This is a genomic window from Cohnella algarum (assembly GCF_016937515.1).
Taxonomy (GTDB): Bacteria; Bacillota; Bacilli; order Paenibacillales; family Paenibacillaceae; genus Cohnella; species Cohnella algarum.
On sequence record NZ_JAFHKM010000002.1, the window covers coordinates 872,852 to 897,906 of the forward strand.

Here is a 25,055-nt window from a genome sequence, read left to right on the forward strand (position 1 = left end):
GCCTTCCCTTTCCGCCTGGTATCGTCGCTGCGGCTGGCGGTCCCGCCGGTCCGCCCGTTCGCGGTCCGGTTGCCCGGCCTGCCCGCGATCGCGCTGCTGCGCGCTTGCGGCCGGACGGCCCCGCTCCGGCCCGCCGGCGAATTCGGCTCTCCCGCGGTTGTCCCCGGGACGCCCGCCCCCGTTCGGCTTCCGCGAAGCTCCCGGGGCCCCCGGAGATCGCGTGCGGTTGCGATTGTTCATCAAGTTTTCATCCTTTCCTGCACGCTCGTCGTCGGTTCGTCTTCGAACGCCAGATCGATCAACTGCTCCAGCCGCTCGCGGCAGCCTTTGTAGTACAAATAGCCGACCAGGCACTCCAGCGCGGTGGCGTGCCGGTAATCGTCGGGATCGGCATTGCGCGGGGGCTGCCCGGACTTCGCGTTCCTCCCCCTCCGCACGACGTCCGCCTCGTCCTCGGTCAGCAGCGGCTGCCAGCGGCGAAGCAGCCTTGCCTGCGCGGCCGCCGACACATGGCGGGTCGCCGCCCGGTGCAGCTCGTGCGGCTTGCGCGTGACGGCGGCCACCAGGCGCTGGCGGACGTACAGCTCGAATACCGCGTCGCCGATATAGGCGAGCGCGATCGGCGACAGCTGGCCGACCGGCACGTCGCGCGGAAGCTCGGGGGCGACGACGGCGGCTTCGCGATTCGTCCCCTCCGTCATTTGCGCTTCCAGCGGATGCCTTGCGGCGTGTCTTCGAGCAGAATGCCTTCCGCGGCCAGCAGGTCGCGAATTTCGTCGGCGCGCGCGAAGTTGCGCGATTTGCGCGCTTCCGTGCGCTCGGCGATCAGCTTTTCGATCTCCTCGTCCAGCAGCTCGTCGGCCTTTTCGGGAGGCAGCAGGCCGAGGATGTCGTCAAACTCGCCGAACAGCTGCGCGAACAGCCGCAAGTCGTCGGCGTTCGCCTTCTCCCGCTGCAGGTAGGCGTTCGCCTCCGTAACGAGCTGGAACCATGCCGTCACCGCGTCGGCCGTGTTGAAGTCGTCGTTCATTTTCGCCTGGAATTGCTCGGCCAGCTCCACGAGCCGCTTTTGCAGCTGTTCGTCGGCGGGCGCGCCGCTTGCGCTTTTTTCTTCTCCGGAAAGCCGGATTTTGACGTTGTCGCGGGAAGTCGCGAGCCGGCCGACGCTGTTTTCCGCCTGGCGGATCGTTTCCTCGCTGAAGTTGAGCGGGCTGCGGTAATGTGTCGTAAGCACGACGTAGCGAACGGCCTGCGGCGTCGTCCGTTTGACCATTTCGCGCGCGTTGATGCCGTTGCCGAGCGATTTCGACATTTTCTCGTTGTTGATGTTGACGAACCCGTTGTGCATCCAGTAGCGGGCGAGCGGCCGTTCGGTCAGCGCTTCGGATTGCGCGATTTCGCATTCGTGGTGCGGAAACTGCAGATCGTGGCCGCCGCCGTGAATGTCCAGCGTGTCGCCGGCGAATTTGCGCGCCATCGCGGAGCATTCGATGTGCCAGCCCGGCCGACCTTCGCCCCAGGGACTCGGCCATTTGATTTCGCCGGGCTTCGCTCCCTTCCACAGGACGAAATCCTGCGGATTTTCCTTGCGGGCGTCCACCTCGACGCGAATGCCGTACTGCAGATCTTCGAGGCGCTTGTGCGAAAGCTTCCCGTAATCCGGGAATTTCGACGTCCGGTAATAGACGTCTCCGCCGCTTTCATAGGCATAGCCTTTCTCCACGAGCTCTCCGATAAACGCGACGATTTCCTCCATGTTGTCCGTTACCCGCGGGTTCAGCGTCGCCGGACGGACGCCGAGCGCTTCCCGGTCTTCGTGGTAGCCGGCGATGAACCGCTCCGCGAGCTCGGGAACCGAGACGCCGAGCTCTTGCGCCTTGCGGATCATTTTATCGTCAACGTCGGTAAAGTTGACGATATAGTTTACGTTATACCCGATCGACTCCAAAAATCGGCGCACGACGTCGAAAAAAATGACCGGACGCGCGTTGCCGAGGTGAATATAGTCGTAGACGGTCGGCCCGCATACATACATGTTGACTTGTCCGGGATGAAGCGGCTCGAACTTTTCCTTTTCCCGGGTTAAGCTGTTATAGATCGTCAGGCTCACGTAAGTCTGCTCCTTTTCGGTTGTTAATCTTGCACGCCCGCCGCGGCGGGCTTTCGTTCCGATCGTTCGTCGGTTTGGCCCCGCCGGCAGGCTTCGCGCCGCTCTCCTGGGAGTCGCGCCTGCGCTCCCCGGGCGCGGGGCCGTTTCCCTCGGGCTCTCGTCCGTTCTCCACGGGCGCGTTCTCCACGGGCTCGCGACCGTTCTCCACGGGCCCGCCCCTCCGGATTCCCGCTTGCCCTCCGTCCGCCCGGGCCGCCCTTTCAGCCGTTCGATTTCGGCTCTGAGCTCGTCGATTTCCTTCTGCATCGAGCGGAACGTTTCGACGATCGGGTCGGGAAGGTTGTTGTGATCCAGCCGGTCCTTGACGCGTTCTCCGTTGCGCTTCACCACCCGGCCCGGAATGCCGACGACGGTGCTGTCGGCCGGCACCGGGCGCAGCACGACGGAATTGGCCCCGATGTTGGAGTTGTCTCCGACCGTGAACGATCCGAGCACTTTGGCGCCGGACGCGATGACGACGCGGTTGCCGATCGTCGGGTGGCGCTTGCCCTTCTCCTTGCCGGTCCCGCCGAGCGTCACGCCCTGGTAAATGACGACCTCGTCGCCGATTTCGCACGTTTCGCCGATCACGACCCCCATGCCGTGGTCGATGAAAAGCTTTTTCCCGATTTTGGCGCCGGGGTGAATTTCAATGCCGGTAAAAAAACGGCTGACCTGCGAAATGATCCGGGCGACCGTGAACCAACGCTTGCGGAAAAACACGTGCGCAATCCGATGCGCCCAAATTGCATGCAGGCCGGAATACGTAAACACGACCTCGAACTTGCTGCGGGCGGCGGGATCGTTTTCGAAGACCGCCTCGATGTCCGAACGTATCGTACTCCAAAATCCCATAGCTGACCCAACCTCCCCATCTCAAGGGAACCTGATAATATTCGCGAGCTTCGTTGGATTTTGTCCAATCAAAAGCGGTCATTTCCCGTTTCTCGCCGTCTACGTTGGATTTCATCCCATCAAGCGGCGTCTTTTCAAGAAAATCGCCCGGAATCGCCGTTTCCCGTTGGTCAAAATCCAATGTAGAAAGTTTTTTTCGCGTTATACGCTCCGCTCGTTGGATAAAATCCAGCGTACCCAGGCCCCGACCGAACGAAGGCCCGACAAGCGGCAAGGCTCCTCTTCCAAACGGAGAACGCCATATAAAAAGCCTCCGCAGCGCAAGGCTGCAGAGGCGTCGGTTACGCGGTTCCACTCTGCTTGGGCTTTCCGGCGGCCGTCCTGCGCGGCGCGAAAAACCCTTCTCGTCGGCTCTTAACGGGCTCCCCCCGGCACCGCTTACCCGACCCTATGGGCACAGCCGGCTTGCCCGCTCACGGTTCACGCTGTCGTGTCACTCGCGTCGTTCCGTTATTGGCGTTCATTCCGGCCGAACCGATATCCGTCGCTCGGCGGCGCGGCTCCCAGGCGCATTTCGGTTTCGTCGGAACGGGGCGCTTCCAGCCTTGGCAGCCCTCTCTGGTCGTTCCTGGCGCGAAACGTACTCTCCTGTTCGTCGCTGTTCCTGCTATTGTATGGACGCAGCTCGGTCGCCGCTATCGTCTTCGTTACCGCAAGTATACCCCTTACACCCATTCGTGACAAGGCATCAATTGCGGACGCGGCGGACGGGCCTCGCCCGGTCAGCGCGTTGCGCGTTGCACCCTTGCGGCGCCGCATCCGCGGACGCGGGCGGTTCGGCTGCCGTTCGGACGCGGCTTCGGTTTCGGGTGACCGAGCTCCCGGGCTCCCGCCCTCGCCATCGCCCGCGGCTCGCAGCTTACTTCAACGCTTCTTCCAGCCGCTTCAGCACTTTTTCGCGGCCGAGCAGCCAGATGCTGCCGTTCAGGTCGGGGCCGTGCGTCTGGCCGGTCAGCGCGACGCGAATCGGCATGAACAGTCCTTTGCCCTTGACGCCGGTCTCCTTCTGCACCGCCTTGATCGCCGCCTTGATGCCGTCGACCGTAAACCCTTCTTCGCCGAGCTCGGCAACCCGGGCCGAAAACGCCCGAAGCACGCCGGGCACGGTCTCCTCCGCCAGCACGGCCGCCCCTTCGTCGTCCGGCTCCGGCCGATCGAGGAAAAACAAATCCGAAAGCGGCACGATTTCCGCCCCGTACCGCAAATGATCGCGAAACAGCTCGACCAGCGCCGTCGCCCACGCGAGCTCGGCGCTTCCGGGCGACTCCGGCAGCCGGCCGGCTTTTTTCAGATGGGGCACGCACAGCTCGACGACCCGTTCCAAAGAAGCAGCCTTCAAGTAATGCTGGCTCAGCCAGTTCAGCTTGACGGTGTCGAAGACGGCCGGACTTTTGGACAGCCGGTTCGCGTCGAAAATTTCAATCAAGCGTTCGCGGCCGAAAATTTCTTCTTCGCCCTCCGGCGACCAGCCGAGCAGCGCGATGAAGTTCAGCAGCGCTTCCGGCATATAGCCGAGGCTGTCGTATTGCTCGATAAACTGCACGATCGATTCGTCGCGTTTCGAGAGCTTTTTGCGGTGCTCGTTGACGATGAGCGTCATATGGCCGAACACGGGCGGCGTCCAGCCGAACGCTTCGTAGATCATCAGTTGGCGAGGGGTGTTCGTAATGTGGTCCTCTCCGCGCAGCACGTGGGTGATCGCCATCCGATGGTCGTCGGCCGCGACCGCGAAGTTGTACGTCGGAATGCCGTCCTTCTTGACGATGACGAAATCCCCGAAATCCTCGGAACGAAACGTGATTTCCCCTTTGACCATATCGTCGAACGTGTACGACTTCCCTTGCGGCACCGCGAAACGGACGCTCGGCACGCGGCCCTCCGCTTCCAGGCGAGCCCGGTCCTCCGCCGTCAAATGGCGGCATTTGCCCGAATATTTCGGCGTCTCGCCGCGGGCCGCCTGCTCTTCCCGCTCCCGCTCCAGCTCTTCTTCGGTACAGTAGCAATAGTAAGCCAGTCCGCGGTCGACCAGCTCCCGCCACAGCTCGAGGTAAATGTCGAGCCGTTCGGTTTGCCGATACGGGCCGTATGCGCCCCCGCGGTCGACGCTTTCGTCCCAGTCGACGCCCAGCCATTTCAAATACGTCAGCTGGTTTTCCTCGCCGCCCGCCACGTTGCGCTTGACGTCGGTATCTTCGATGCGGATGATGAAATCGCCGCCGTGGTGCCGGGCGAATAAGTAATTGAAAATGGCGGTTCGCGCGTTGCCGATATGCAGATGCCCGGTCGGACTGGGCGCATAGCGGACGCGTACTTTGTCGGTCATCGCCTACTCCTCCTTCTGTCGAACGCGCCGCCTTGACTTGCGGGGACGGCGTCTTCGAACCTGTTCATGTCAGTTGTCGTTCGTGTTTACGGGACGTCTCGGGCCGTTTTTTCGCCAAAACGCCGCGTCCGCCGCAAAATAACGGCCGTTTGCGACCGTTAATCATCGGTTTCCGCCCGATTCGAGGGCTGTCCGATCGATTAAAGGCCTAAGCAGACCGTTATTTTGCAAAATGGAAAGCCTTTGCTGAAATAACGGTCGTTTCGGGCCGTTATCGTCCTCTCGGAAACTCCCGCATCGCCATCGCGGCGGGATCTTGCTCGACCAGCGGCAGCCCCGCGGCGCGGCTTATCGCGGCGCGGCAAAATCACGTCGCGTCGCGCACGAGGCAGACGATCGCCTGCGCCGCGATGCCTTCGCCCCGGCCGGTGAAGCCGAGCCGCTCCGACGTCGTCGCCTTGACGTTCACCTGCGAGACGTCGCATTCCAGCGCGCGGGCGATCACCCCGACCATCGCCGGAATATGCGGCGCCATCTTCGGCGCCTGCGCGATGATGGTAGCGTCCGCGTTGCCGAGCTTATACCCCCGCTCGCGGGCGAGCTCCCACACGCGCTCGAGCAGCTTGACGCTGTCCGCGTCCTTGTACGCCGGATCCGTATCCGGAAAATGCTTGCCGATATCCCCGAGCGCCAGCGCCCCGAGCACGGCGTCGCTTATCGCGTGCAGCAGCACGTCCGCGTCGGAATGTCCGAGCAGCCCTTTCTCGAACGGAATGGAGACGCCGCCGATGATGCACGGCCGTCCTTCCGTCAATTGGTGCACGTCAAAGCCTTGCCCCACTCTGATCATAAGTCCGTTTCCTCCCGCCGACGCCTTTCAAGCAGAAGTTCCGCCACCGGCAGGTCCTCGGGCGTCGTTATTTTCAAATTGAGGTAGTCCCCTTCGACGATCGCGACCTTGCGCCCCCGACGCTCCAGCAGCATCGCGTCGTCCGTGGCCGGCGATCCGTCGCCCCGCGCGAGCCGATGTGCTTCGAGCAACTCCTCGCGGACGAACGCCTGGGGCGTCTGCACCGCCCAGAGCAGGCGCCTCTCCGGCGTGGAGGCGATAAAGCCCTCCTCGTCCGCCACCTTGATCGTATCCTTCACCCGCACGGCCAGCGCCGCCGCTCCGTGCCGCTCCGCCTCCCGGCAGCAGGCTTCGATCTGCTCCGGCGTCACGAGCGGGCGCGCCGCGTCGTGCACGAGCGCCCCTTCCGCCGAAAGCGCCGTCAGGCCCGCGTACACGCTGTCCTGCCGCTCCGCCCCGCCCGGCACGACGGCGCTCACCTTGCGCGCGCCCGCCTCGCGGACGACGCTTGCGGCGCGCTCCTCCTCGCCCGGCGCGACGACGAGCACGATCTCCGCCACCGACGGCGAGCGCTCGAACGCGTCCAGCGTATGCGCCAGCACCGGCTTGCCGGACAGCGGCAAATACGGCTTGTTGTCGCCGGCCCGCATGCGCGTTCCCCGGCCGGCCGCGACAATGACCGCTCCCCACTTCATCGCCTTGCTCCTCTCCCGTTAAACCAAGTAAAAACGACTTCGCCGTCCTCAAGGACAAACAACGTCGTTTTTATCGGAGGCGATTCGGAACAGGCCAAGCGCGAAACCCGGCCTTTCCGAACCGCGAAAACAAAAAGCGAGACAAACAAGCGCTTGTCTCGCCCGCATGGTTATTATCATACCTTGTCAAAGCGCTTTTTCCAATAGCTTCGGCTTCGCAAAAATCATCCGTCCGGCCGACGTCTGAAGCACGCTCGTCACCAGCACTTCCATCGTCGTGCCGATGAAATCGCGGCCGCCTTCCACGACGATCATCGTGCCGTCGTCCAAGTACGCGACGCCCTGTCCGTGCTCCTTGCCGTCCTTGATCACCTGCACGACGATTTCCTCGCCCGGCAGCACGACCGGCTTGACCGCGTTGGCCAAATCGTTGATGTTGAGCACCGAAACGCCCTGCAGCTCGCACACCTTGTTCAAATTGAAGTCGTTGGTGACGACCTTGCCCCGCATCGCCTTCGCGAGCTTCACCAGCTTGCTGTCCACTTCGCCGGGCTCGTCGTTCACGTCCTCGTGAATGAGCACCTTGACGTCGAGTTCTTTCTGGATTTTGTTCAAAATGTCGAGCCCGCGGCGGCCGCGGTTGCGCTTGAGCAAATCCGAGGAATCGGCGATATGCTGCAGCTCCTCGAGCACGAATTCGGGGATGACCAGCGTGCCTTCGATGAACCCCGTCTTGCAGATGTCGGCAATGCGTCCGTCGATGATAACGCTCGTATCCAAAATTTTATGCTCCTCGTACCGCGGCTCCTCCGCCTGAACCGCGGGAACGGCGGCGCGGGAAGCCATCCACGCTCCCAGCTCGTCCCGCTTACGGACGGCCAGCCGCGTTCCCGCATAGGCAAGCAGCAGCGCCGCCAATGCGGCAAGCACGCTCCCGACGTGCGGAAGGTCCGTCAGCAGCGGAAACAGCAGCGCCGAAACGGCAAGCCCCGCTCCTCCGCCCGCGGCTCCGAGCGCAAGCGTCGGCGCGGGGTATTCCGACAGCTTGTCGACGCTCCGGGACAGCAGGGCGAGCAGCGGCCCAGCCAACGCCGAGGCCGCGAGCAGCCCGATCATCGCGCCGATGGCGCCGCCAAGCATGTCGGAGCCTCCCGAAGCCGGCGAACCCGTTCCCGGGCTCGTCCAGGCCAATCCCCCGAAGCCGTTCCATAACGTCCATTGCTTTCCCCACAGGAAGCCGAGCAGCACGCCGGCTGCTTGAATCACTCTTTTCATCATGGCTAAAGATCACTCCTTTGACGTGTGCAGACCATAAAGTTGTCGTCATAAACCCAAAATTTACTATCAGTATGTTCCAAAATCCGGCACGTTAATCTTCGTTCCCGATTTTTTGCCAGCAACTTCCTCGATTCTGAGCGTTTCTTCTTTTGAAATGCCGGACTCTCTGCTCTATAATGGGGAGGGAAAAGTAAAAATACGGTAACCGAGGTGGATCGGATGAGCGCACCAACGCTGCAGGAATTTCAGCAGCAAGTGTCGGAACTCTTGCTGCGTCACCGCAGTCTGCTAGATGTCGTCACGAAGTTGACCCAAGCGAACGCATCGGTCAACCGGTCCGTAGCCAAAGCGATTACGGAATGCGGATGCATCGAATTGAATGCCAGCCATCAAGGCTTCACCGAAGAGATGGAGCTCGATCAAGCCAAGCGGCAATCCAAATCGCATATGGACGGAGAGCTGTGCGAGCATTGCCGGGATGCCGTCCAAGCCGAACTCGGCAAAAATTTGTTCTACATGTCCGCGCTGTGCAACTTGTTGGACGTGAACCTGGATGAAGTCGTCGCCAAAGAATCCGACAAGTGCTCGACGCTCGGTCTGTTCAATCTGACTTAAAAAGGGGAATAACGGCGACTGCGTCCCCGCAAGGCGGACGCGCCCCGTTTTCCTTTTTGCCTTATTAAGGGGAGCTATCCTTGCCATTGCCGATCAAATCGCCGAAACCGTCGTCCGCGCAAGCGCCGCTGCGGCGCCTTGAAGCCGCGGGACGAATCGGAACCCGTTCCAAAGCGGGCAGAAGAATGCTGCTGCAGTTCGCGGCCTTCGCCCTGCTTCTCGCCGCCGTCGTCTGTTTCGCGACCGTTCTCGTCGACCCGCTGCAATTTTACCGCAAGTCCGCGATTTTCCCGCCCGTATTTTCCACGGAGCAGCGCTACCAGAATCCCGGCCTCGCCAAAAACTACGACTACGACACGATCGTAATCGGCACGTCCATGACCGAAAACTTTCTGCCCTCCGTCGTCGACCGGACGCTCGGCGGCAAAACGATGAAGCTGTCGATGAGAGGCTCGACCGCGGACGAGCATTACGCCATCGCGAAGATCGCGCTGGATACTGGACGCGTCAAGAAGGTGCTGTGGGGACTGGATTATTTCTCGCTGAAGGAAAACGATTCGGAGGAAGCGGCGGATTTTCCGGACTATTTGTACGATGACAACGTATGGAACGATTACCGGTACTGGTTCAATTACTCCGTTTACGAAATGTGGTTCGAAGGCATCGCCAGGCAGGCGCTTTTGGGACAAAACCGGGATCTCGAGCTGTTGAACAATTGGAACGACGAAAGCCTGTTCGGCGCCGAGCGGGTCGTGAACAGCTATCGCGCCGCCAAGCAGGAGGAAGCTTACTTCGGCTTGAACGAGGAGCCGGCCGACGTGCTGAAAGCCCGTTTCGACCGATATATTTACGAGCTTGCAAAGAGCTATCCGGAAACGGAGTTTTATTTTTTCTATCCGCCTTACAGCGTGCTGCGGCAGGAAGTATGGAAGGAGACGAACGAAGTCCGCTACCGGAATCAGCTCGAGCTGAGCGTATGGATGTTCGAAAGGCTGGACGAGCTTCCGAACGCGAAAGTATACAACTTCCAGACCGAGACGGACTGGACGTACGATCTGGACTTGTACAAGGACTTGTCCCATTACAAGCAGGACGTCAACACCGCGATCGCCGAAGCGATCGGCCGGGACGATCCGGCATACCGGATGACGAGGGGCAATGCGGCCTCCTTCGCGGAAACGCTGGAGCGCCAGTTGGCGACGCTCGTGTTGACGCCGGACGATCGCGTCCTGAACATGGAAACCGCGTTTGCGGGAGGCACGGCTGCCGATGTCCCCGGTGGTCCGTCCTGTCGGCCCCGGGAGACGACGAACTGTCCGTCCCGGCCAAAGAAGCCGCCCAAGCGATCGGCGCTTCCGTCCTCTGGGACCCGGAAACGAAGACGATCTCGTTAACGCTCGGAAGCCGTATCGCCAAGCTGCAAATCGGCCGGGCCGAGGCGGAAATCGACGGGCAATCGGTCCCGCTCGCTTACGCCCCCTCGGTCGTTGGGGGTACGGCCCTGCTCCCGCTGCGATCGGTCTGCGAAGCGTTGGGCTTGCCCGTCGCGACGGAACGCCCCGACGAGCATACGGTCCGCTTCACGATCGATTTGGGGTAAAACCAAAAACGGCGCTGCCTCTTCCCGGAGGCAGCGCCGTTCGTTTATGCGCTATGCTTGGATCTTCTCGATTCGTCCGCGGAAGCCCGCTTCTTGCGCTGGCGTCTCGGCACGAGCCGGAGCAGACGCTCAACGTTTTTTTTTAGCCCCCAAACCGCGTACAGCAGCAGCAAGGCCAAAATGACCCGCGGAATCGCCGTCGGAAACTGGAACGCCAGCAGCACGGCCGCGAGCACGACGACCGGAACGATCCAGACCGCTTTTTTGGGGAAGCCGACCTTTTTGAAATTCGGATATTTAATGCCGCTGACCATCAAAAACGAAAGCAGCAGCGTGCTGATCAGCAGCAGCGAAACGTGCAATTCCTGATCGAATAGCGCCAGCGTGGCCAGAACGCCGCCGGCGGCCGGTATCGGCAGCCCGATAAAGTATCCGGGAACCCCTTCCATCACGTTGAAGCGAGCCAGCCGGAGCGCGCCGCAAATCGGGAAAATGGCGGTTACGATCCAAGCCAGCGCCGGGTTTACGTCAATGAAGGCGGCTTGGTACATGATAAACGCGGGAGCGACTCCGAACGAAATCACGTCGGACAGGGAATCCAGTTCTTTGCCGAATTCGCTTTGGACGTTGAGAGCTCTTGCCACTCGCCCGTCAACCCCGTCAAGCAGCATCGCGATGATCACCAGCAAGGCGGCGCCTTCCGCCCGGTCGTGAAACGCCAAAATAATGGCAAGCACGCCCAGAAACAGATTGCCGATCGTAAACACGCTGGGTATGGATTTTGCGATCATCGATTTCACCTCGACTTTACCTTAGCTCAGCGAACCGGTTCGCCGGAATTCGATACGGCTATTCAAGCGAACGCGCCGTGCAGAGCAGACGGCGCCATCTAATCATTCTAGTCTGCCTAAATCTGTCTGTCAATAAACACCTGTTCCTGAATTCTTTTGAGCCCTTCCTGAATCGTCCGGGCCCGAACCTCCCCGATGCCGTCCACTTCGTCCAACTCCTCGATCGATGCCAGCAGGATGCGGGACAAGGCGCCGAAACGTTCCACCAGGTTATGTATGATAACGCTCGGAAGCCGGGGGATTTTGCTGAGCATCCGGTAGCCTCGGGGCAGCAGCCCGTCGTCGGACAGCATGTTGAGCGACGGGTATCCGAGCGTGCGGATGAGAATGTTCGTATCGAGCAGTTCGTCGTTCGTCAGCTTTTTGAGCGCGGACTGGATTTCGCGGATTTTGTCTTCGCTCGCGTCGCGGGCGTAATCCTTGAGCAACAGCCGCGCTTCTTCCTCGGCGGTGCCGACCAGTTCTTCCATCTGCATGCTGATGAGGCGCCCTTCATTGCCCAGCTCGAGCACGTAGCGGTTGATTTCCATCTTGATGCGCAGCACCATTTCGGCCCGCTGCACGACATAGGCGACTTCGTGAACCGTCACCAGCTCCTCGAACTCGAGCGCCGACAGGTTCGTCAGCGCCTGGCTGTACACGGCCCTGTATTTCTCCAGCGTTTGAATCGCCTGGTTCGCTTTCGTCAAAATAACGCCCATTTCCTTCAGGGAATAGCGCAGATTGCCTTGATACAGCGTAATGATATTGCGCCGCTGGGAAATCGACACGACGAGCTTGCCCGTCTGCTTGGCCACCCGCTCCGCCGTCCGGTGACGGATGCCGGTTTCGGTCGAAGCGATCGAAGAATTCGGGATCAGCTGCGTATTCGCGTATAAAATCCGTTTGCCGTCCTCGCTCAGGATGATCGCGCCGTCCATTTTGGCCAATTCGTACAAATAGTTCGGGCTGAAGTCGCAGTTGATCGAAAAACCGCCGTCGACGACTTCCATCACTTCGGGACTGTATCCGACGACGATGAGGGCCCCGGTTTTGGCGCGGAGAACGTTTTCGAGTCCTTCCCGAAACGGCGTTCCCGGCGCAACCATCTGAAGCAGCTGGTTCATCGTCTGATGCTGTTGGTGTTCTTTTTCCTTGGTCTCCTTCATCTTCCGCTCGGCTCCCCTATTCCAACGCAGCCTTCAGCGCTTCCGCGACCGTTCGGACTGCGATCAATTCGATACCTGCAGGCGGCTGCCAGCCCTTCATGCTCAGCTCGGGCAAAATGACCCGTTTGAAGCCAAGCTTCACCGCTTCCTTCACTCGCTGCTCCGCCCTCGAAACCGCTCTTACTTCTCCCGTCAGCCCGACCTCGCCGAAAACGACGTCAAACGGCCGGGTGGGCAAATCCTTGAAGCTGGACGCCAGGCTGACGGCCGCGGCCAGATCGGCGGCCGGTTCGTCCAGCTTGACCCCGCCGGCGACGTTCACGTAAGCGTCCTGATTTTGCAAAAACAAGCCCATCCGCTTTTCCAGCACGGCAATGACCAGCGAAATCCGGTGATGATCCAACCCGGACGACATGCGGCGGGGCGACGGAAAATGCGTCGGCGACACGAGCGCCTGCAGCTCCACCAGCACCGGCCGGGTTCCTTCGATGCTGGCGACGACCGTCGAGCCCGCGACGCCCAGCGGACGTTCCGACAGGAACAGCTCCGAAGGGTTCGCCACTTCGCGCAGCCCGTCCTCCGACATATCGAAAATGCCGATTTCGTTCGTCGAGCCGAAGCGGTTTTTGACGGCTCGCAGCAGACGGTAGGAATGATGCCGTTCTCCTTCAAAGTATAACACGCAATCGACCATATGCTCCAAAAGACGCGGACCCGCGATCGCGCCTTCCTTCGTCACGTGGCCGACGAGGACGGTGGCGATTCCGTTGACCTTCGCGATCCGCATAAACTGCGCCGTGCATTCCCGCACCTGCGCCACGCTTCCGGGAGCCGACGGAACGTCGGGGCGGTAGACGGTTTGAATCGAATCGATGACGAGAAAGTCCGGCCGGACCTCCGCGATCGCATCGTCGATCAGGTCGAGATTCGTCTCGCACAGCACGAACAGGTTGCCGTTCAGAGCGCCGAGCCGGTCCGCCCGCAGCTTCGTCTGGCGCACGGATTCTTCTCCCGAAACGTACAGCACCTTGAGCCCCTGCGTCGTCAGCGCGTGCGACGTCTGCAGCAGCAGGGTCGATTTGCCGATGCCGGGATCGCCGCCGACGAGCAGCAGCGAGCCGGGCACGAGTCCGCCGCCGAGCACCCGGTTCAGCTCGCCGAGCCCGGTCGGCACCCGCGGTTCGCGCCCGCTTTCTATATCTATGATGGACTTCGCCTTTTCTTTCGCCCGCGTCAGCTCGCTTCTCGCGACCGGAGCCTTGACGACGGACTCGGCTTCCTCCGTCATCGTGTTCCATGCCCCGCACCCCGGGCATTTGCCCATCCACTTGGGCGATTCCGTGCCGCATTCGTTGCATACGAATTTGATTTTGAGTTTGGCCATGCGAGAGCCCCTTTATCATTTGCAGTTACCAAAAGTGTACCATGTTTTGCATGCCGGATTAAACCCCGGACGCAAGACCCAAAGCTCACGGCCCCGCAATGAGCCTCGTTTCGGGCGCGACCTCCCGCGCGCATGCTTCGGCGATGCCCCGCCGCTGTCTGCCCATTTCACGCCGCTGCCTGCGCCATGCCCGCCGAAGCCCGCGCCATTTTCCCGCCGCCGCCTGCATCATACCCTCCGCCTGCACCACTTCACGCGGCCTTGCGCTATTTCACCCCGCTGCCTCGCCATTATGCTTCAAACCGTGTCTTTTCTAAGCCGAACCGCTTTACCGTGTCCACCACCAGCGCCAAAGAAGCCATAGCACAAGTCCGATAATCAGCACGCCTCCGCCCAAATAAAAAAGCACGAACAAAATCTTGCTGAGCACGAGCAGCAAAACGACGATGCAAACGCCCGAGATGAACAGCACGAGCGGCTGATTCCAGCGGATCGGCTTCCGCGAACGACGATACATTCCCGTTCTCCTTCCTGCGGCAGATTCCGGTTCCGCTGCCTCCGCGGGTGCCGGCGACTGCCAAGCTGATTTTGGCCTAACTTTTACGGGCACTGAAATGCTTGGCGAAATGCAAGGCATGTTTAATCCCGCGCCTCGACGGGAAAACCGCAGTGGCGCCAAGCGCCCGTTTGCCGGTTTGCCGCGCGCAATACTGCAACATATGACTTGGCCCGCCGGTTGGTGAGCGGTCTCCGTTCCCTCGATGCGTTCCCTTTGGTCCCTTCTAGATGTTCTCTTATCCTTCTCTTTCCGATATCCCGTTCGCTCAGTTCCGCCGGAAGAAAGGTTCGAGATCCGCCTTGCGCGCTTGCTCGCATTCCCGACCAACACGACGCGGGCCGCAGTCGCGCGTTCGCACCGTCGGCAACGGAATTCTCAACCCGCACGATGCTGACGAAGGCACTCGCCGTTTGTTCGCTCGGTCTCCTGAGTCACGAATTCCGTACGTTCCGACGACCCAGGCATGCATGCTCTGCTCCCGCGGCAAGTCCGGTTCAGCCGAACCCTTCTACGGCGGCCAGCGCCGTTATTCCCGCGAAATCGAGGTTTTCAAAATGTAACGGAAATTCATTCCGTTATTTGAGCCAAAAGAGACGTTTTCACCCCGTCCCACCTGAAATAAGGGTGCTGCTTCCGTTAGAATTTGAAAGCTGGAGAATAAAGCAAAATATAGTCTCCTGCTTCGTTAAATCGAGCAGGATATTCACGCTTATAACGCCGCTCAAGCCTGCTCCGCATTCAATCCTTACATTGTACGCGCAAAACGAAAAAAAAGATGAAGAATACGGTGATCCGGTGAAAAGCGCGCAAGCCGCTTGTCCTCAACTGCATACGGCTATATGTACTTGGAGGGTCGAGATGAGCCGCCACGACTCAACCGGATCGCTAACGGGCCATGCGGAGGCGCAAAAGTGGGTAATTTTTACTCAACTGCCTACCGCCATATGTACATGACGGGCTGAGATGAGTCGCCACGACTCAACCGGGGCGTTTGCGGGCATGCGGAGGCGGCAAGATGGGTATTTTTACTCAACTGTGTACGGCCATATGTACATGACGGGCTGAGATGAGCCGTCACGACTCAACCGGATCGCTAACGAGCCATGCGGAGGTGCATTTAGCCGTTAGCGCGGCGGCGCCAACCGACAAAAAAAGCCCGCCGGAAGTCCGAAAACTTCCGGCAGGCTAAACCTTTTATCCGCGAACGATCAGGAATTGCTCGTCACTTCGTCCTTCGTGCTGACGACCAGCTCGCCGTCCTTCTCGTCGATGACGAGCGAGTGGCCTTTGCTGATTTTGCCGATCAGCAGCTCTTCGGACAGGCGGTCTTCGATATGCTTCTGAATCGCGCGGCGCAGCGGACGCGCGCCGTATTGCGGATCGAAGCCTTCCTTGGCGAGGAAGCTCGCCGCCGCTTCGGTGAGCTCGAACTGGATTTCCTGCTCTTTGAGGCGTTTGCGCAATTCGTCCGCCATCAGGGTGACGATTTGGGCGATGTGCTTCTCTTCGAGCGGGTGGAAGACGATCGTCTCGTCGATCCGGTTCAGAAACTCCGGACGGAACGACTTCTTCAGCTCGGCCAGCACCTTATCCTTCATGTTCTGATAATCCCGGCCTCCGTCCTGGGCGGCCGTGAAGCCGAGCGTCGAGTTGCGCTTGATCTGGTCGGCGCCGACGTTCGACGTCATGATGATCAGCGTGTTGCGGAAGTCGACGGTGCGGCCTTTGGAATCGGTCAGGCGCCCGTCTTCCAGCACTTGCAGCAGCACGTTGAACACTTCCGGGTGCGCCTTCTCGATTTCGTCCAGCAGGACGACGGAATACGGCTTGCGGCGGACTTTCTCGGTCAGCTGGCCGCCTTCGTCATAGCCGACGTATCCCGGAGGCGCTCCGACGAGGCGGGACGTCGAGTGCTTCTCCATGTACTCCGACATGTCGATGCGGATGACCGCGTTCTCGTCGCCGAACATCGCTTCGGCAAGCGCCCGCGCGAGCTCGGTTTTCCCGACGCCGGTCGGCCCGAGGAAAATGAACGAGCCGATCGGACGTTTCGGATCCTTCAGGCCGGCGCGCGAGCGGCGGACGGCGCGGGCGACGGCTTTGACGGCTTCGTCCTGTCCGATGACGCGATCGTGCAGGATGTCCTCCATCTTCAGCAGGCGCTCGGTTTCTTCCTCCGCCAGCTTGCTCACCGGAATGCCGGTCCAGCTGGCGACGACTTGCGCGATATCTTCCGGCGTCACCTCGGAATCGGTGCGGCCCTGCTTTTCCTTCCATTGGTTCTTCGTCGCGTCGAGCTCCTCGCGAATCTTCTGCTCGGTATCTCGCAGCGCGGCCGCTTTTTCGAATTCCTGGCTTTGCACGGCGGCGTCCTTCTCCTTGCGGATATCCTCGAGACGCTGCTCGAGCTGCTTCAGATTCGGCGGTACCGTGTACGAACGGAGCCGTACCTTCGAGCTCGCTTCGTCGATCAGGTCGATCGCCTTGTCCGGCAGGAACCGGTCGGTAATGTACCGGTCGGACAGCTTGACGGCGGCTTCGATCGATTCGTCCGTGATTTTCACGCGGTGATGCGCTTCGTAGCGATCGCGCAGCCCGTGCAAAATTTGAACCGCTTCGTCCGGAGACGGCTGGTCGACCGTAATCGGCTGGAACCGTCTTTCGAGCGCGGCATCCTTCTCGATATATTTGCGGTATTCGTCCAGCGTCGTCGCGCCGATGCATTGCAGCTCGCCGCGGGCGAGCGCCGGCTTCAGAATGTTGGAGGCGTCGATCGCCCCTTCTGCGCCGCCGGCTCCGATCAGCGTGTGCAGCTCGTCGATGAACAGAATGACGTTGCCGGCCTGGCGGATTTCGTCCATGATCTTTTTCAGCCGGTCCTCGAATTCGCCCCGGTATTTGGTGCCCGCTACGACGGACCCCATATCCAGCGTCATGACGCGTTTGTCGCGAAGCGTTTCCGGAATTTCGTTGTTGACGATCCGCTGCGCAAGGCCTTCGGCGATCGCCGTTTTGCCGACGCCGGGCTCGCCGATCAGCACCGGATTGTTCTTCGTGCGGCGAGACAGCACCTGAATGACGCGTTCGATTTCCTTCGCCCGTCCGATGACCGGGTCGATATTGTTGTCCCGGGCGCTCGCCGTCAAGTCGCGGGCCAGGCCGTCAAGCGTCGGCGTGCTGACGTTGGCGGACGGGCCGTGGTTTTGCGAAACGTTCTCGCTGCTGCCGAGAAGCTGCAGCACTTGCTGGCGGGCCTTGTTCAGGCTGATGCCCAAATTGTTGAGCACGCGGGCCGCGACGCCCTCGCCCTCGCGGATCAAGCCGAGCAAAATATGCTCCGTGCCGACATACGTATGGCCGAGCTTGCGGGCTTCGTCCATCGACAGCTCGATGACCTTTTTGGCGCGGGGCGTATAAGCGATATTGGTCGGCTGCTCCTGGCCGCGCCCGATGAGCGATTCGACTTCGTCCTGAATTTTTTCGAGTCCGAGTCCGAGCGCGATGAGCGCCTTGGCGGCGATGCTTTCTCCTTCGCGAATCAGACCGAGCAGAATATGCTCCGTGCCAATGTTATTGTGTCCCAGGCGCACCGCTTCTTCCTGCGCCAGCGCGAGCACTTTTTGCGCGCGTTCGGTAAATCTTCCGAACATCATAAGACAGCACCTCCCCAATTAATGTAAGAATAGAACATTTACGCCCTGGATGCCAGTTTCGTTCGAATCATTTCCGCCCTGGCGATATCCCGCCGCTCGGGAATGAGCGTATCCCCGTACGCCTGCTGCAAAAATCCCGGCTGCGTGGACACGATCAACTCGTTCAGCGAGGTCGGATCGAGTTCCGGAAGAATGCCGAGATGGACGCCGAGCCGAATGTCGGACAGCCGCTGCGAAGCTTCCTTCGAATCGATGACGGTCGCATGCGTCAAAATGCCGTACGAGCGCTTGACCCGATCTTCCACCCGGATCCGGTTCTCGTTCAACAGCTTGCCGCGGGCGGCTTTTTCGTGGCCGATAATCTGCTTGGCGACGGCGTGCAGGTTCTCGACGATCTCCTGCTCGGACTGGCCGAGCGTGATCTGATTCGAGACCTGGAACAGGTTGCCCGTCGCTTCGCTTCCTTCGCCGTACAGCCCGCGAACCGCGAGACCGACCTGCGTCACCGCCGTCAAAATCCGGTTGATCTGGCCGGTCAGCACGAGCGCCGGCAGATGCATCATGACCGATGCCCGGATGCCGGTGCCGACGTTCGTCGGGCAGCTCGTCAAATAGCCGTGCTTTTCGTCGAAGGCGTAATCGACGCCCTCTTCGAACAAATCGTCGATTTTGCTCGAGAAATCCCACGCCTCCGGAATTTGAAAGCCCGGATACAGGCATTGAATGCGCAGATGGTCTTCCTCGTTCACCATAATGCTGACGTCTTCGGTATTGCTAAGGATAAGCGCGCCGTTCCGGGACTCGTTCGCCAGCATCGGGCTGATCAGATGCTTTTCGACGAGGACGAGCTTCTCCAGTTCGGTGAGCTCGGACAGGCGGATCGTCTGGAAGGAATCGACCCCGTTCAGCCGCCCGCTTTCCGCGATGCCAAGCAGCTGCTCCATCGCCTTCTCGGATTGCTCCGACGTGGCGAACAGCGGAAACGGATAATTCCGCAAATTGCGGGCGATCCGCACCCGGCTGCTGAGCACGACGTCCGTTTCGGGCGCTTTTTTGCTCATCCACGGACTTAGCGCTTGTTGAAAAGGTTGCTTGTTCACGAAGATTCCTCTCCTTCGTCAACCCGAGATTTCGTTCTCGAGCTCCCGGATCCGGTCCCGGAGCTGAGCCGCCGTCTCGAAATCTTCGCGTTCGATTCGAACCTGGATTTCCTTTTTAAGCCGATCGATTTCGCGTTTCGCTTTCACGTGGCCTCCGGCCCGCTTAGGGACTTTGCCGACGTGCACCGTGTTTCCGTGAACCCGCTTCAGCAGCGGATCCAGCCGTTCGGAAAATTGCTTGTAGCAGTGGCTGCACCCGAATTTCCCCATTTTGCTGAATTGGGCGTACGTCATCCCGCACTTTTCGCAACGGGGAACGTCCGGCCGCGATCCGACGTTCGAAGGCTCGAAATCGAGAAGGCCGGACAGCAAATTGTGAATGGAGAAGCCGCTTGCCGTACCCGGAATCATCTCGCCCTTGTCGCGGGCGCATGCTTCGCAAATATGCAGCTCCGACTTTTCTCCATTGTTGATTTTCGTAAAATGAAGCGTTGCCGGCCGTTTGCCGCATTCTTGGCAAACCATGGCTTTTCCTCCTTTCCGGAATGCGCTTCGCCCTACTTCGTGAGCAGAGCGAACAACGCCGCTTTCATGATTCTCGCGCGAAGCTCATCCCGGTACGGAAGCTTGACCGCGAGCGCCTCGCGCGAAACGGCCGCCTTCAGCATGCCCGCCTCGCGCCCGGTCATAAATCCGGCTTCTTCCAGCTGATAAATCAGTCCTTCGGCAGCCGTCTGATCGATCCGATCGCCGATCGTCTGCTGAACGTGCGCCTGAATCGCCTCCAGCGAAGGCAGATCTACGCGCTGAATCCGGATATAGCCGCCGCCGCCGCGCTTGCTCTCGACGTAATACCCCTTTTCCAGGGTAAACCGGGTACTGATGACGTAATTGATTTGCGAAGGAACGCAAGAAAACTTACCCGCCAAATCGCTGCGCTGAATCTCGACCGCGCCATCCGAACTGTTATGAATGATCTGCTTCAAATAATGCTCGATCAGATCGGATATGTTGCGCACCATCAGAACCTCCTTTCCGGAGCGCCTTCTGACTTTGACTTTCTTTGACTATAGACTTATTATAATCGATCTTGTTTTATTTGCCAAGAGGGGGACGAAGCCCCCTCTGATCAGTATGGGAAGGGCGGCATCGCTTTATTCGCGGGGCGAAAGCGATCAGAAGAAATCCGCCAGGTACGGCCGATGTGCCGGCACGCGCCGTTCCAGCAGCTCGATCCGTTCGGCGTCCCCCCGCAGCCGGCCCCAACGCTCCAAATCCGCCGGACGCCGGTTGCCGAGCAGCATCGCGGTCAACGTTTGAATATCGCAAGCGACCCCGTCGGAACGGACGGCCGCCTCCTCCTCGCGGCGCATTCGCGCGGCGCCTTCCGCGTCCCACTCGATGCGAAAAACGCCGTCGTTCCACGGCGCGAATTCGTCGCGGAGCGCAAGCCGCAAGCTTTCGTTCCCGGCCCCGGGGCGAACGGAAGCAAGGAGACGAAGCCTTCCGCATCCACGATTCGCGACATGAAGTAAGGGACCACTTCCTGCTTGAACCGGGGATCGGCGAAAAGGAACGGGCTTTCGTCATCGGCCGGAACCGTCATCGTCACCTTGTCGGCCATCGAATCGTGGTTGGCCGCGAACTGCCAAAGCCCGCGCCGCGCCTCTTCGGTCAGCGCGACCCATTCGTGAACGGCAAACGTTCCGCCGCTCACCTCATAGAGTATGTAGCCTTCCGGCTCGCTGCTTTCGTTTTTCCAGATCGCCGCAAGCCCCGGCTTGGAAAATACCTTCGAGCGCCACCATTCCGGCGAACGCTTCAGCATCCCGACGCGGCCCATGGCGAACCGGTCGTACAGGTCGTTGAAAGCGTCGGCTTCCTTGGCCGCCCTGACGATTTTTCCGGAGACTTCCGAGCGTTTCGGGAGCTGGCTCTGCGCAATGACGTACATCTTTCGTTCGACGGTCATTTCCCAGCCGAATTTACGGTAAAAAGGAAACGAGAACGGATGCAGCATGCTTACCGTTTGGCCTTGTTCGCGCATCGTGACGAGCGCTTGACCGAGCAGCTTCGTTACGCAGCCGTATCTTCTCGCTTCCGGCCAGGTCGCGACGCTGGCGATGCCTCCCATTTTCAACAACGTCCGTCCCGCCCGCATTTCAAACGGAATCAAATGAAGCCCGGACATCAGCTTGCCGTCCTCGCCGAACGCCCCCCAATGCTCCTCCGGCCGAAACGAAGCCTTGTATTCCTTCGCCTCCTCCTCGGACAACCCTTTTTGAAACGCGAATTCGGACAGCGCGATACGCTCCTCCATCTCATTCGCGGTAAGCTGACGAATCTGCATGCGGCATGCCTCCCTTTGGCTCCATCATAACGCATTTCAACGCGGTTCGCACTCGTCGCGCGGAACGGCAAGGGACAAAAAACCGTCTCCCCGCCCGGATTCGGCGAAGAGACGGCTGATGCGGCTTAATCTTGCGGCGCCAGGGAAGACCCGCTATCCGCGTTCGCCAGGCGCAATTGCTTGCGGTAGACGACCTTGGAAATCGTGATGCTGATTTCGTACAGCAAAAACAACGGAACGATGACGATAATGTCCGACATAATGTCCGGCGGCGTGATCGCAACCGCAAGGATGACAAGCGCGAAGTAAGCCATCTTGCGCGCTTTGGCCATTCTCACCGGATTCACGATGCCGAGCTTGGTCAAAAACATGACGATCGCCGGCATCTCGAACAGAAAGCCGAACGGAACCGTCATATGGATCATGAATGTAAAATACTTTTGCGCCGTGTACATCGTCTCGAACGAGCCCGCGGCCATGTTCTGCATAAATTGCAGCACCATCGGGAAGAGGACGAAATAGCCGAACCCGACGCCGGCGACGAACAGCACGCCGATCGCGGGGATGAGCAGCAGCGCCGGCCGCCGCGCCCGGTCCGGCAATGCCGGCTCCACGAACTTCCACGTCTGGTAGGCGGCGACGGGAAGCGTGACGGCGACGGCGATGCAGCCCGCGATCATCATGTATACCCACATGACGTCCGACGGACCGAGCAAAACGAGCGGCCGGTCCATATCTCTTGCGAGCCATTCGTAAATGTCCCGCACGTAAAGGAGCGCCGCCGCCATCGCCACGACAAAGGCGACGAGCGTGCGGATGATGCGAGTCCGCATTTCCTCCAGATGCTCGAGAGCGCTCTGGTCGTTCGGGTTACGCATTCGGCTTGTTCTGCGCCGCGACGGCTTGCGGAGCCGATGTCGAAGCGGCTTGCGAACCCGTTTCCTTGCTGCCGCCTTCGTCCTCGCCGTTTACGAGCCCATTCGTCGCCCCTTTGAATTCGCTGAGCGTCCGGCCGAACGCGCGGCCGAGCTCGGGAAGCTTGGAAGGACCGAAGATGATGAGCGCGATGATCAAAATGAGAATTAAACCGCCGATTCCGATATTGCCGAATGGCATCGCGATCGCTCCTTTTCTTTTTTATCCCGGGGGTTTAGCCCAGCTTGAAGCCGCTGATGGCGACGACCGCGCACCTGGCGATTTTTTCGCCCGGCCGGTGCGGCCACGTGCTCGTAGGCTGGCTCAAATCCTCCGTATTTTCGCCCGGATGCTGGATCGACAGGAACAGCGTTTGCTCGTCGGGCGTGAAGAAAGGACCGGTAAGCTCGCATTCGACCGGACCCGACGCGAATTGCAGCGCGACGCCCTTGTCCGGCCCGCTCGTCGGAATGACGAAAAGCCCGTTGTTCATGAACGATTTGTGCACGCCCTTGTTTTGGCTGCTGCTCGAAATGTCCGTGACGACCCACAGGTTGCCGTTCGAATCGAACGCGAGGTTGTCCGGCGAGCTGAAGCCGGATTGGCGTCCGCCGGCGGCGAAAATCTCGAAGTCGAATTCCAGGGCGCCCAGGTCGTTGCCCGCTTCGAAAATGCGGGTAATGTGGCCGTGAATGTTGCCGTGGCTGTCGTTGTTCGTATGGCAGATGAAAACGGTGTTGTCGAACGGCGAAATCTCGATATCCTCCGGACGGTCCGTCGGCGTGCCGCCGACAAGCTTCGCGGCCTGCTGGCAGTACGTCACGACGTCGCCCTGCGTTTTGAACGTCGCTTTCAGTTCCGGCTCGTCCTCGAACGATTTGGCGACTTCCTCGAGCGTTACCGGGCGCCATTTGCCGGTTTTCAAATCGGCCACGTGCAGCGTTCCGTCTTCGAGCAGCGCCGAATTGGCTCGGCCCTTCGCCTTGTCGAATTTGCCGTTGCTGATGAATTTGTAGACGCAGGCATCCTTCTTGTCATCGCCCATGTAGACGACGACGCGTCCGTCCGCGGCCAGCCCCATCGCCGTATTTTCGTGGTTGAACCGGCCGAGCGCCGTATGCTTTTTCAAAAAGTTTTTGTCGAACGGATCGACTTCGACGACCCATCCGTAGTGCGTTTCCGGCAGGTTGGACGCCGCGGCCGTCTGCTCGAAGTTCTCCTCGCACGAAAGCACCGTATTCCACAGCGTGACGCCGCCGGAGCAGTTCGCGAACGTGCCCGTCGCCGTCGTCGCGCCTTTCAGCGCCTGAGTGCCCTTGGCCGGGCCGGTGATGTCGAATTTCGTATATCCGTTGATGCGGCGTGCGTACTTGGACGTTTTGTCCATTTTCCATACGCCGTTTTCGTCGCGATACACTTCGATAACGGACATGCCTTGGTAATACAGGTTTTTCTGGATTTGATCGGCGGTCATCTTGTCGTCCTTCACCGGGCCGATCTGGAAAATGGTCGTATACTCGTGATTGTTGACGAGAAGCCCGCGAACGTTGGAGCCGTCAATCGGGAAAAAGGCGTTGTAGTCGCAGCCCGACCCGAACTTTTCCCCCGCCGGATTGATCACGTCGTCGAAAGCCGCGACAACGTCGTATTTGAAGTTTTTGGGCAAAATAAGCTGGTCTTCCTTGGAAGGCTGAATCGGATCGAAATAACCGCTGACCCGGTTCGTGTTGAACCCGAACAAATGATTGGCCGTCGCGGATGCGGCGGAAGCTTTGCCGTCCAGCACGCCCAGTCCGGCGGAAGCTGCCGCCAGCGCCGTCGCGCCCGTACCCAGGTAAGAGAGAAACGTTTTCCGGTCCATCGTTTTGCTCAACTTATCCACCCCTAGCCCTTGTAATGACATCCATCAAGTACAAGCATAGGGAGGAAATGTTAAGTCCATATCATCCGAAGGCCGTCGGTTTGTAAATTTAACGTTTTCCTGTTTTTTCCGCCTTGTCTGGCTTGTCGGGTTTGTCCGGTTTATCGGGTTTGTCCGGTTTATCCGGCTTGTCAGGTTTATCCGGCTTGTCAGGTTTATCCGGCTTGCCGGGTTTGTCGATAACGTGCCGAAGGACGAATTCGTCGTTGGCCGCAAGCTCCCTCGGCGCCGCGTCCGTCGCCTTGATGCCGGTCAGCCTGATCGTCGTTTCCCCCTCCTTCAACGCCTTGAATTTCAGCGTCGCCAACGACTCCGTGCCGGTCGCGCCCGAAGGCAGCGTTTTGCGCGTCAACGCCAGCTCGACTTTTCCCTTGCGCGCGTCCGCCTTCCGCACCCAGTCGTTGAACCGCTTGCTTACGGAAATATGGCCGTCGGCTTTCAACTGAAGCGCCTTCGGGTCGTATTCCACGACAAACTGGACCCCGAACAGGTCCTTCGCCTGCCCGGCCGCGACTTCCACTTCGAACGTGTCGCCTTTCTTGTGGCGGTCCGATTTGGGTTTGCCCGCGACGGACAGCGAGAGCCGCAGCTCTTCCTCTTCGGCCCGCGCGATGCCGGGCGCGGCCGGAACGAGCATCCAGACGAGCGCGAGCGCAAGGCCCGCCAACATGAGTTTTCGCAAGTTCGTTTCCTCCTTTTTGTCCCGGGGCGATGACGATGCGGCCGCGCGCGGGCGCAAACCGCATCGG

22 protein-coding genes and 2 pseudogenes are annotated in these 25,055 nt (G+C 60.1%); 3 read left to right on the forward strand and 21 right to left on the reverse strand.

All coding sequences use genetic code 11. The annotated features are described in order from the left end of the window. Window positions 1-239 precede the first annotated feature (239 nt). From JW799_RS04135 to JW799_RS04160, 7 genes and pseudogenes are all read right to left on the reverse strand, one after another. On the reverse strand, window positions 240-701 hold the full coding sequence (locus JW799_RS04135; RefSeq protein ID WP_080832006.1) for a Mini-ribonuclease 3: 462 nt from the start codon (window positions 699-701) through the stop codon (window positions 240-242). After that, window positions 698-2,110: a cysteine--tRNA ligase gene (gene cysS, locus JW799_RS28255; RefSeq protein WP_338026340.1), complete on the reverse strand. Its 1,413-nt coding sequence runs from the start codon at window positions 2,108-2,110 to the stop codon at window positions 698-700. The genes JW799_RS04135 and cysS overlap by 4 nt, the downstream gene beginning before the upstream one ends. A 387-nt stretch (window positions 2,111-2,497) precedes the next feature. Then, window positions 2,498-3,004, reverse strand: a pseudogene (cysE, locus tag JW799_RS28260) (serine O-acetyltransferase); the annotation flags it as partial. A gap of 919 nt (window positions 3,005-3,923) precedes the next feature. Then, window positions 3,924-5,387, reverse strand: a complete 1,464-nt coding sequence (gene gltX / locus JW799_RS04145; protein ID WP_080832008.1) for a glutamate--tRNA ligase — start codon at window positions 5,385-5,387, stop codon at window positions 3,924-3,926. Between the two features lie 367 nt (window positions 5,388-5,754). Further along, on the reverse strand, window positions 5,755-6,237 hold the full coding sequence (gene ispF / locus JW799_RS04150; protein ID WP_080832009.1) for a 2-C-methyl-D-erythritol 2,4-cyclodiphosphate synthase: 483 nt from the start codon (window positions 6,235-6,237) through the stop codon (window positions 5,755-5,757). Continuing rightward, a complete protein-coding gene (gene ispD / locus JW799_RS04155; protein WP_205428745.1) occupies window positions 6,234-6,932 on the reverse strand; it encodes a 2-C-methyl-D-erythritol 4-phosphate cytidylyltransferase in 699 nt (232 codons plus the stop codon). Before ispD ends, ispF begins: the two co-directional genes overlap by 4 nt. A 186-nt stretch (window positions 6,933-7,118) precedes the next feature. Next, a complete protein-coding gene (locus tag JW799_RS04160) occupies window positions 7,119-8,210 on the reverse strand; it encodes a PIN/TRAM domain-containing protein (RefSeq protein ID WP_080832011.1) in 1,092 nt (363 codons plus the stop codon). Between the two features lie 219 nt (window positions 8,211-8,429). Between JW799_RS04160 and JW799_RS04165 the strand changes: the two genes are divergently transcribed. From JW799_RS04165 to JW799_RS29945, 3 genes are all read left to right on the forward strand, one after another. After that, on the forward strand, window positions 8,430-8,825 hold the full coding sequence (locus JW799_RS04165; protein WP_080832012.1) for a nucleoside triphosphate pyrophosphohydrolase family protein: 396 nt from the start codon (window positions 8,430-8,432) through the stop codon (window positions 8,823-8,825). Window positions 8,826-8,911: 86 nt separating this feature from the next. After that, the gene (locus JW799_RS28265) at window positions 8,912-10,219 is read left to right on the forward strand and encodes a hypothetical protein (protein ID WP_240353139.1); all 1,308 of its coding nucleotides are present in this window, start codon (window positions 8,912-8,914) and stop codon (window positions 10,217-10,219) included. Next, window positions 10,171-10,425 carry a copper amine oxidase N-terminal domain-containing protein gene (locus JW799_RS29945; protein ID WP_420830674.1) on the forward strand — a complete coding sequence of 85 codons (255 nt, stop codon included), beginning with the start codon at window positions 10,171-10,173 and terminating at the stop codon, window positions 10,423-10,425. Before JW799_RS28265 ends, JW799_RS29945 begins: the two co-directional genes overlap by 49 nt. A gap of 44 nt (window positions 10,426-10,469) precedes the next feature. Here JW799_RS29945 and pssA read toward each other — a convergent pair whose 3' ends face one another. The 14 genes and pseudogenes from pssA to JW799_RS04240 form a co-directional block, all read right to left on the reverse strand. Then, window positions 10,470-11,216 carry a CDP-diacylglycerol--serine O-phosphatidyltransferase gene (pssA, locus tag JW799_RS04175; RefSeq protein ID WP_205428747.1) on the reverse strand — a complete coding sequence of 249 codons (747 nt, stop codon included), beginning with the start codon at window positions 11,214-11,216 and terminating at the stop codon, window positions 10,470-10,472. 116 nt (window positions 11,217-11,332) lie between these two features. After that, entirely contained in the window at window positions 11,333-12,424 is a 1,092-nt protein-coding gene (gene disA, locus JW799_RS04180) for a DNA integrity scanning diadenylate cyclase DisA (protein WP_080832015.1), read from the reverse strand. A gap of 16 nt (window positions 12,425-12,440) precedes the next feature. Further along, window positions 12,441-13,808, reverse strand: a complete 1,368-nt coding sequence (radA, locus tag JW799_RS04185) for a DNA repair protein RadA (RefSeq protein WP_080832016.1) — start codon at window positions 13,806-13,808, stop codon at window positions 12,441-12,443. 328 nt (window positions 13,809-14,136) lie between these two features. Continuing rightward, window positions 14,137-14,325, reverse strand: coding sequence for a hypothetical protein (locus JW799_RS04190; protein ID WP_080832017.1), 189 nt, complete (start codon window positions 14,323-14,325; stop codon window positions 14,137-14,139). Window positions 14,326-15,575: 1,250 nt separating this feature from the next. Then, window positions 15,576-18,020, reverse strand: coding sequence for an ATP-dependent protease ATP-binding subunit ClpC (gene clpC / locus JW799_RS04195; RefSeq protein ID WP_080832019.1), 2,445 nt, complete (start codon window positions 18,018-18,020; stop codon window positions 15,576-15,578). A 38-nt stretch (window positions 18,021-18,058) separates the two neighbouring features. Further along, entirely contained in the window at window positions 18,059-19,120 is a 1,062-nt protein-coding gene (locus JW799_RS04200) for a protein arginine kinase (RefSeq protein WP_420830597.1), read from the reverse strand. Between the two features lie 18 nt (window positions 19,121-19,138). Then, entirely contained in the window at window positions 19,139-19,645 is a 507-nt protein-coding gene (locus JW799_RS04205) for a protein-arginine kinase activator protein McsA (protein WP_080832020.1), read from the reverse strand. Between the two features lie 32 nt (window positions 19,646-19,677). Continuing rightward, window positions 19,678-20,139 carry a CtsR family transcriptional regulator gene (locus JW799_RS04210; protein WP_080832038.1) on the reverse strand — a complete coding sequence of 154 codons (462 nt, stop codon included), beginning with the start codon at window positions 20,137-20,139 and terminating at the stop codon, window positions 19,678-19,680. A gap of 156 nt (window positions 20,140-20,295) precedes the next feature. After that, window positions 20,296-20,577: a sterol carrier protein domain-containing protein gene (locus JW799_RS28275; protein WP_240353141.1), complete on the reverse strand. Its 282-nt coding sequence runs from the start codon at window positions 20,575-20,577 to the stop codon at window positions 20,296-20,298. Window positions 20,578-20,648: 71 nt separating this feature from the next. Further along, a pseudogene (locus JW799_RS04220) lies at window positions 20,649-21,470 on the reverse strand (GNAT family N-acetyltransferase); the annotation flags it as partial. Window positions 21,471-21,595: 125 nt separating this feature from the next. Further along, window positions 21,596-22,348 carry a twin-arginine translocase subunit TatC gene (tatC, locus tag JW799_RS04225; RefSeq protein ID WP_205428751.1) on the reverse strand — a complete coding sequence of 251 codons (753 nt, stop codon included), beginning with the start codon at window positions 22,346-22,348 and terminating at the stop codon, window positions 21,596-21,598. Continuing rightward, complete coding sequence (gene tatA, locus JW799_RS04230; protein ID WP_205428753.1) at window positions 22,341-22,586, reverse strand: twin-arginine translocase TatA/TatE family subunit; 246 nt, start codon at window positions 22,584-22,586, stop codon at window positions 22,341-22,343. Before tatA ends, tatC begins: the two co-directional genes overlap by 8 nt. A gap of 34 nt (window positions 22,587-22,620) precedes the next feature. Further along, window positions 22,621-24,246: a PhoX family protein gene (locus JW799_RS04235; protein ID WP_080832039.1), complete on the reverse strand. Its 1,626-nt coding sequence runs from the start codon at window positions 24,244-24,246 to the stop codon at window positions 22,621-22,623. A 109-nt stretch (window positions 24,247-24,355) separates the two neighbouring features. Further along, complete coding sequence (locus tag JW799_RS04240; RefSeq protein ID WP_205428755.1) at window positions 24,356-24,988, reverse strand: cohesin domain-containing protein; 633 nt, start codon at window positions 24,986-24,988, stop codon at window positions 24,356-24,358. Window positions 24,989-25,055: the final 67 nt, after the last annotated feature.

What these genes read in the sequence shown, in the direction of transcription:
- ispF (WP_080832009.1), bottom strand. Translation starts at nt 6,237, where the DNA reads ATGATCAGAGTGGGGCAAGGCTTTGACGTGCACCAATTGACGGAAGGA.
- JW799_RS04190 (WP_080832017.1), bottom strand. Translation starts at nt 14,325, where the DNA reads ATGTATCGTCGTTCGCGGAAGCCGATCCGCTGGAATCAGCCGCTCGTG.
- JW799_RS04165 (WP_080832012.1), top strand. Translation starts at nt 8,430, where the DNA reads ATGAGCGCACCAACGCTGCAGGAATTTCAGCAGCAAGTGTCGGAACTC.
- gltX (WP_080832008.1), bottom strand. Translation starts at nt 5,387, where the DNA reads ATGACCGACAAAGTACGCGTCCGCTATGCGCCCAGTCCGACCGGGCAT.
- JW799_RS04135 (WP_080832006.1), bottom strand. Translation starts at nt 701, where the DNA reads ATGACGGAGGGGACGAATCGCGAAGCCGCCGTCGTCGCCCCCGAGCTT.
- tatA (WP_205428753.1), bottom strand. Translation starts at nt 22,586, where the DNA reads ATGCCATTCGGCAATATCGGAATCGGCGGTTTAATTCTCATTTTGATC.
- JW799_RS04160 (WP_080832011.1), bottom strand. Translation starts at nt 8,210, where the DNA reads ATGATGAAAAGAGTGATTCAAGCAGCCGGCGTGCTGCTCGGCTTCCTG.
- JW799_RS04205 (WP_080832020.1), bottom strand. Translation starts at nt 19,645, where the DNA reads ATGGTTTGCCAAGAATGCGGCAAACGGCCGGCAACGCTTCATTTTACG.
- JW799_RS04235 (WP_080832039.1), bottom strand. Translation starts at nt 24,246, where the DNA reads ATGGACCGGAAAACGTTTCTCTCTTACCTGGGTACGGGCGCGACGGCG.
- pssA (WP_205428747.1), bottom strand. Translation starts at nt 11,216, where the DNA reads ATGATCGCAAAATCCATACCCAGCGTGTTTACGATCGGCAATCTGTTT.
- tatC (WP_205428751.1), bottom strand. Translation starts at nt 22,348, where the DNA reads ATGCGTAACCCGAACGACCAGAGCGCTCTCGAGCATCTGGAGGAAATG.
- ispD (WP_205428745.1), bottom strand. Translation starts at nt 6,932, where the DNA reads ATGAAGTGGGGAGCGGTCATTGTCGCGGCCGGCCGGGGAACGCGCATG.
- radA (WP_080832016.1), bottom strand. Translation starts at nt 13,808, where the DNA reads ATGGCCAAACTCAAAATCAAATTCGTATGCAACGAATGCGGCACGGAA.
- clpC (WP_080832019.1), bottom strand. Translation starts at nt 18,020, where the DNA reads ATGATGTTCGGAAGATTTACCGAACGCGCGCAAAAAGTGCTCGCGCTG.
- disA (WP_080832015.1), bottom strand. Translation starts at nt 12,424, where the DNA reads ATGAAGGAGACCAAGGAAAAAGAACACCAACAGCATCAGACGATGAAC.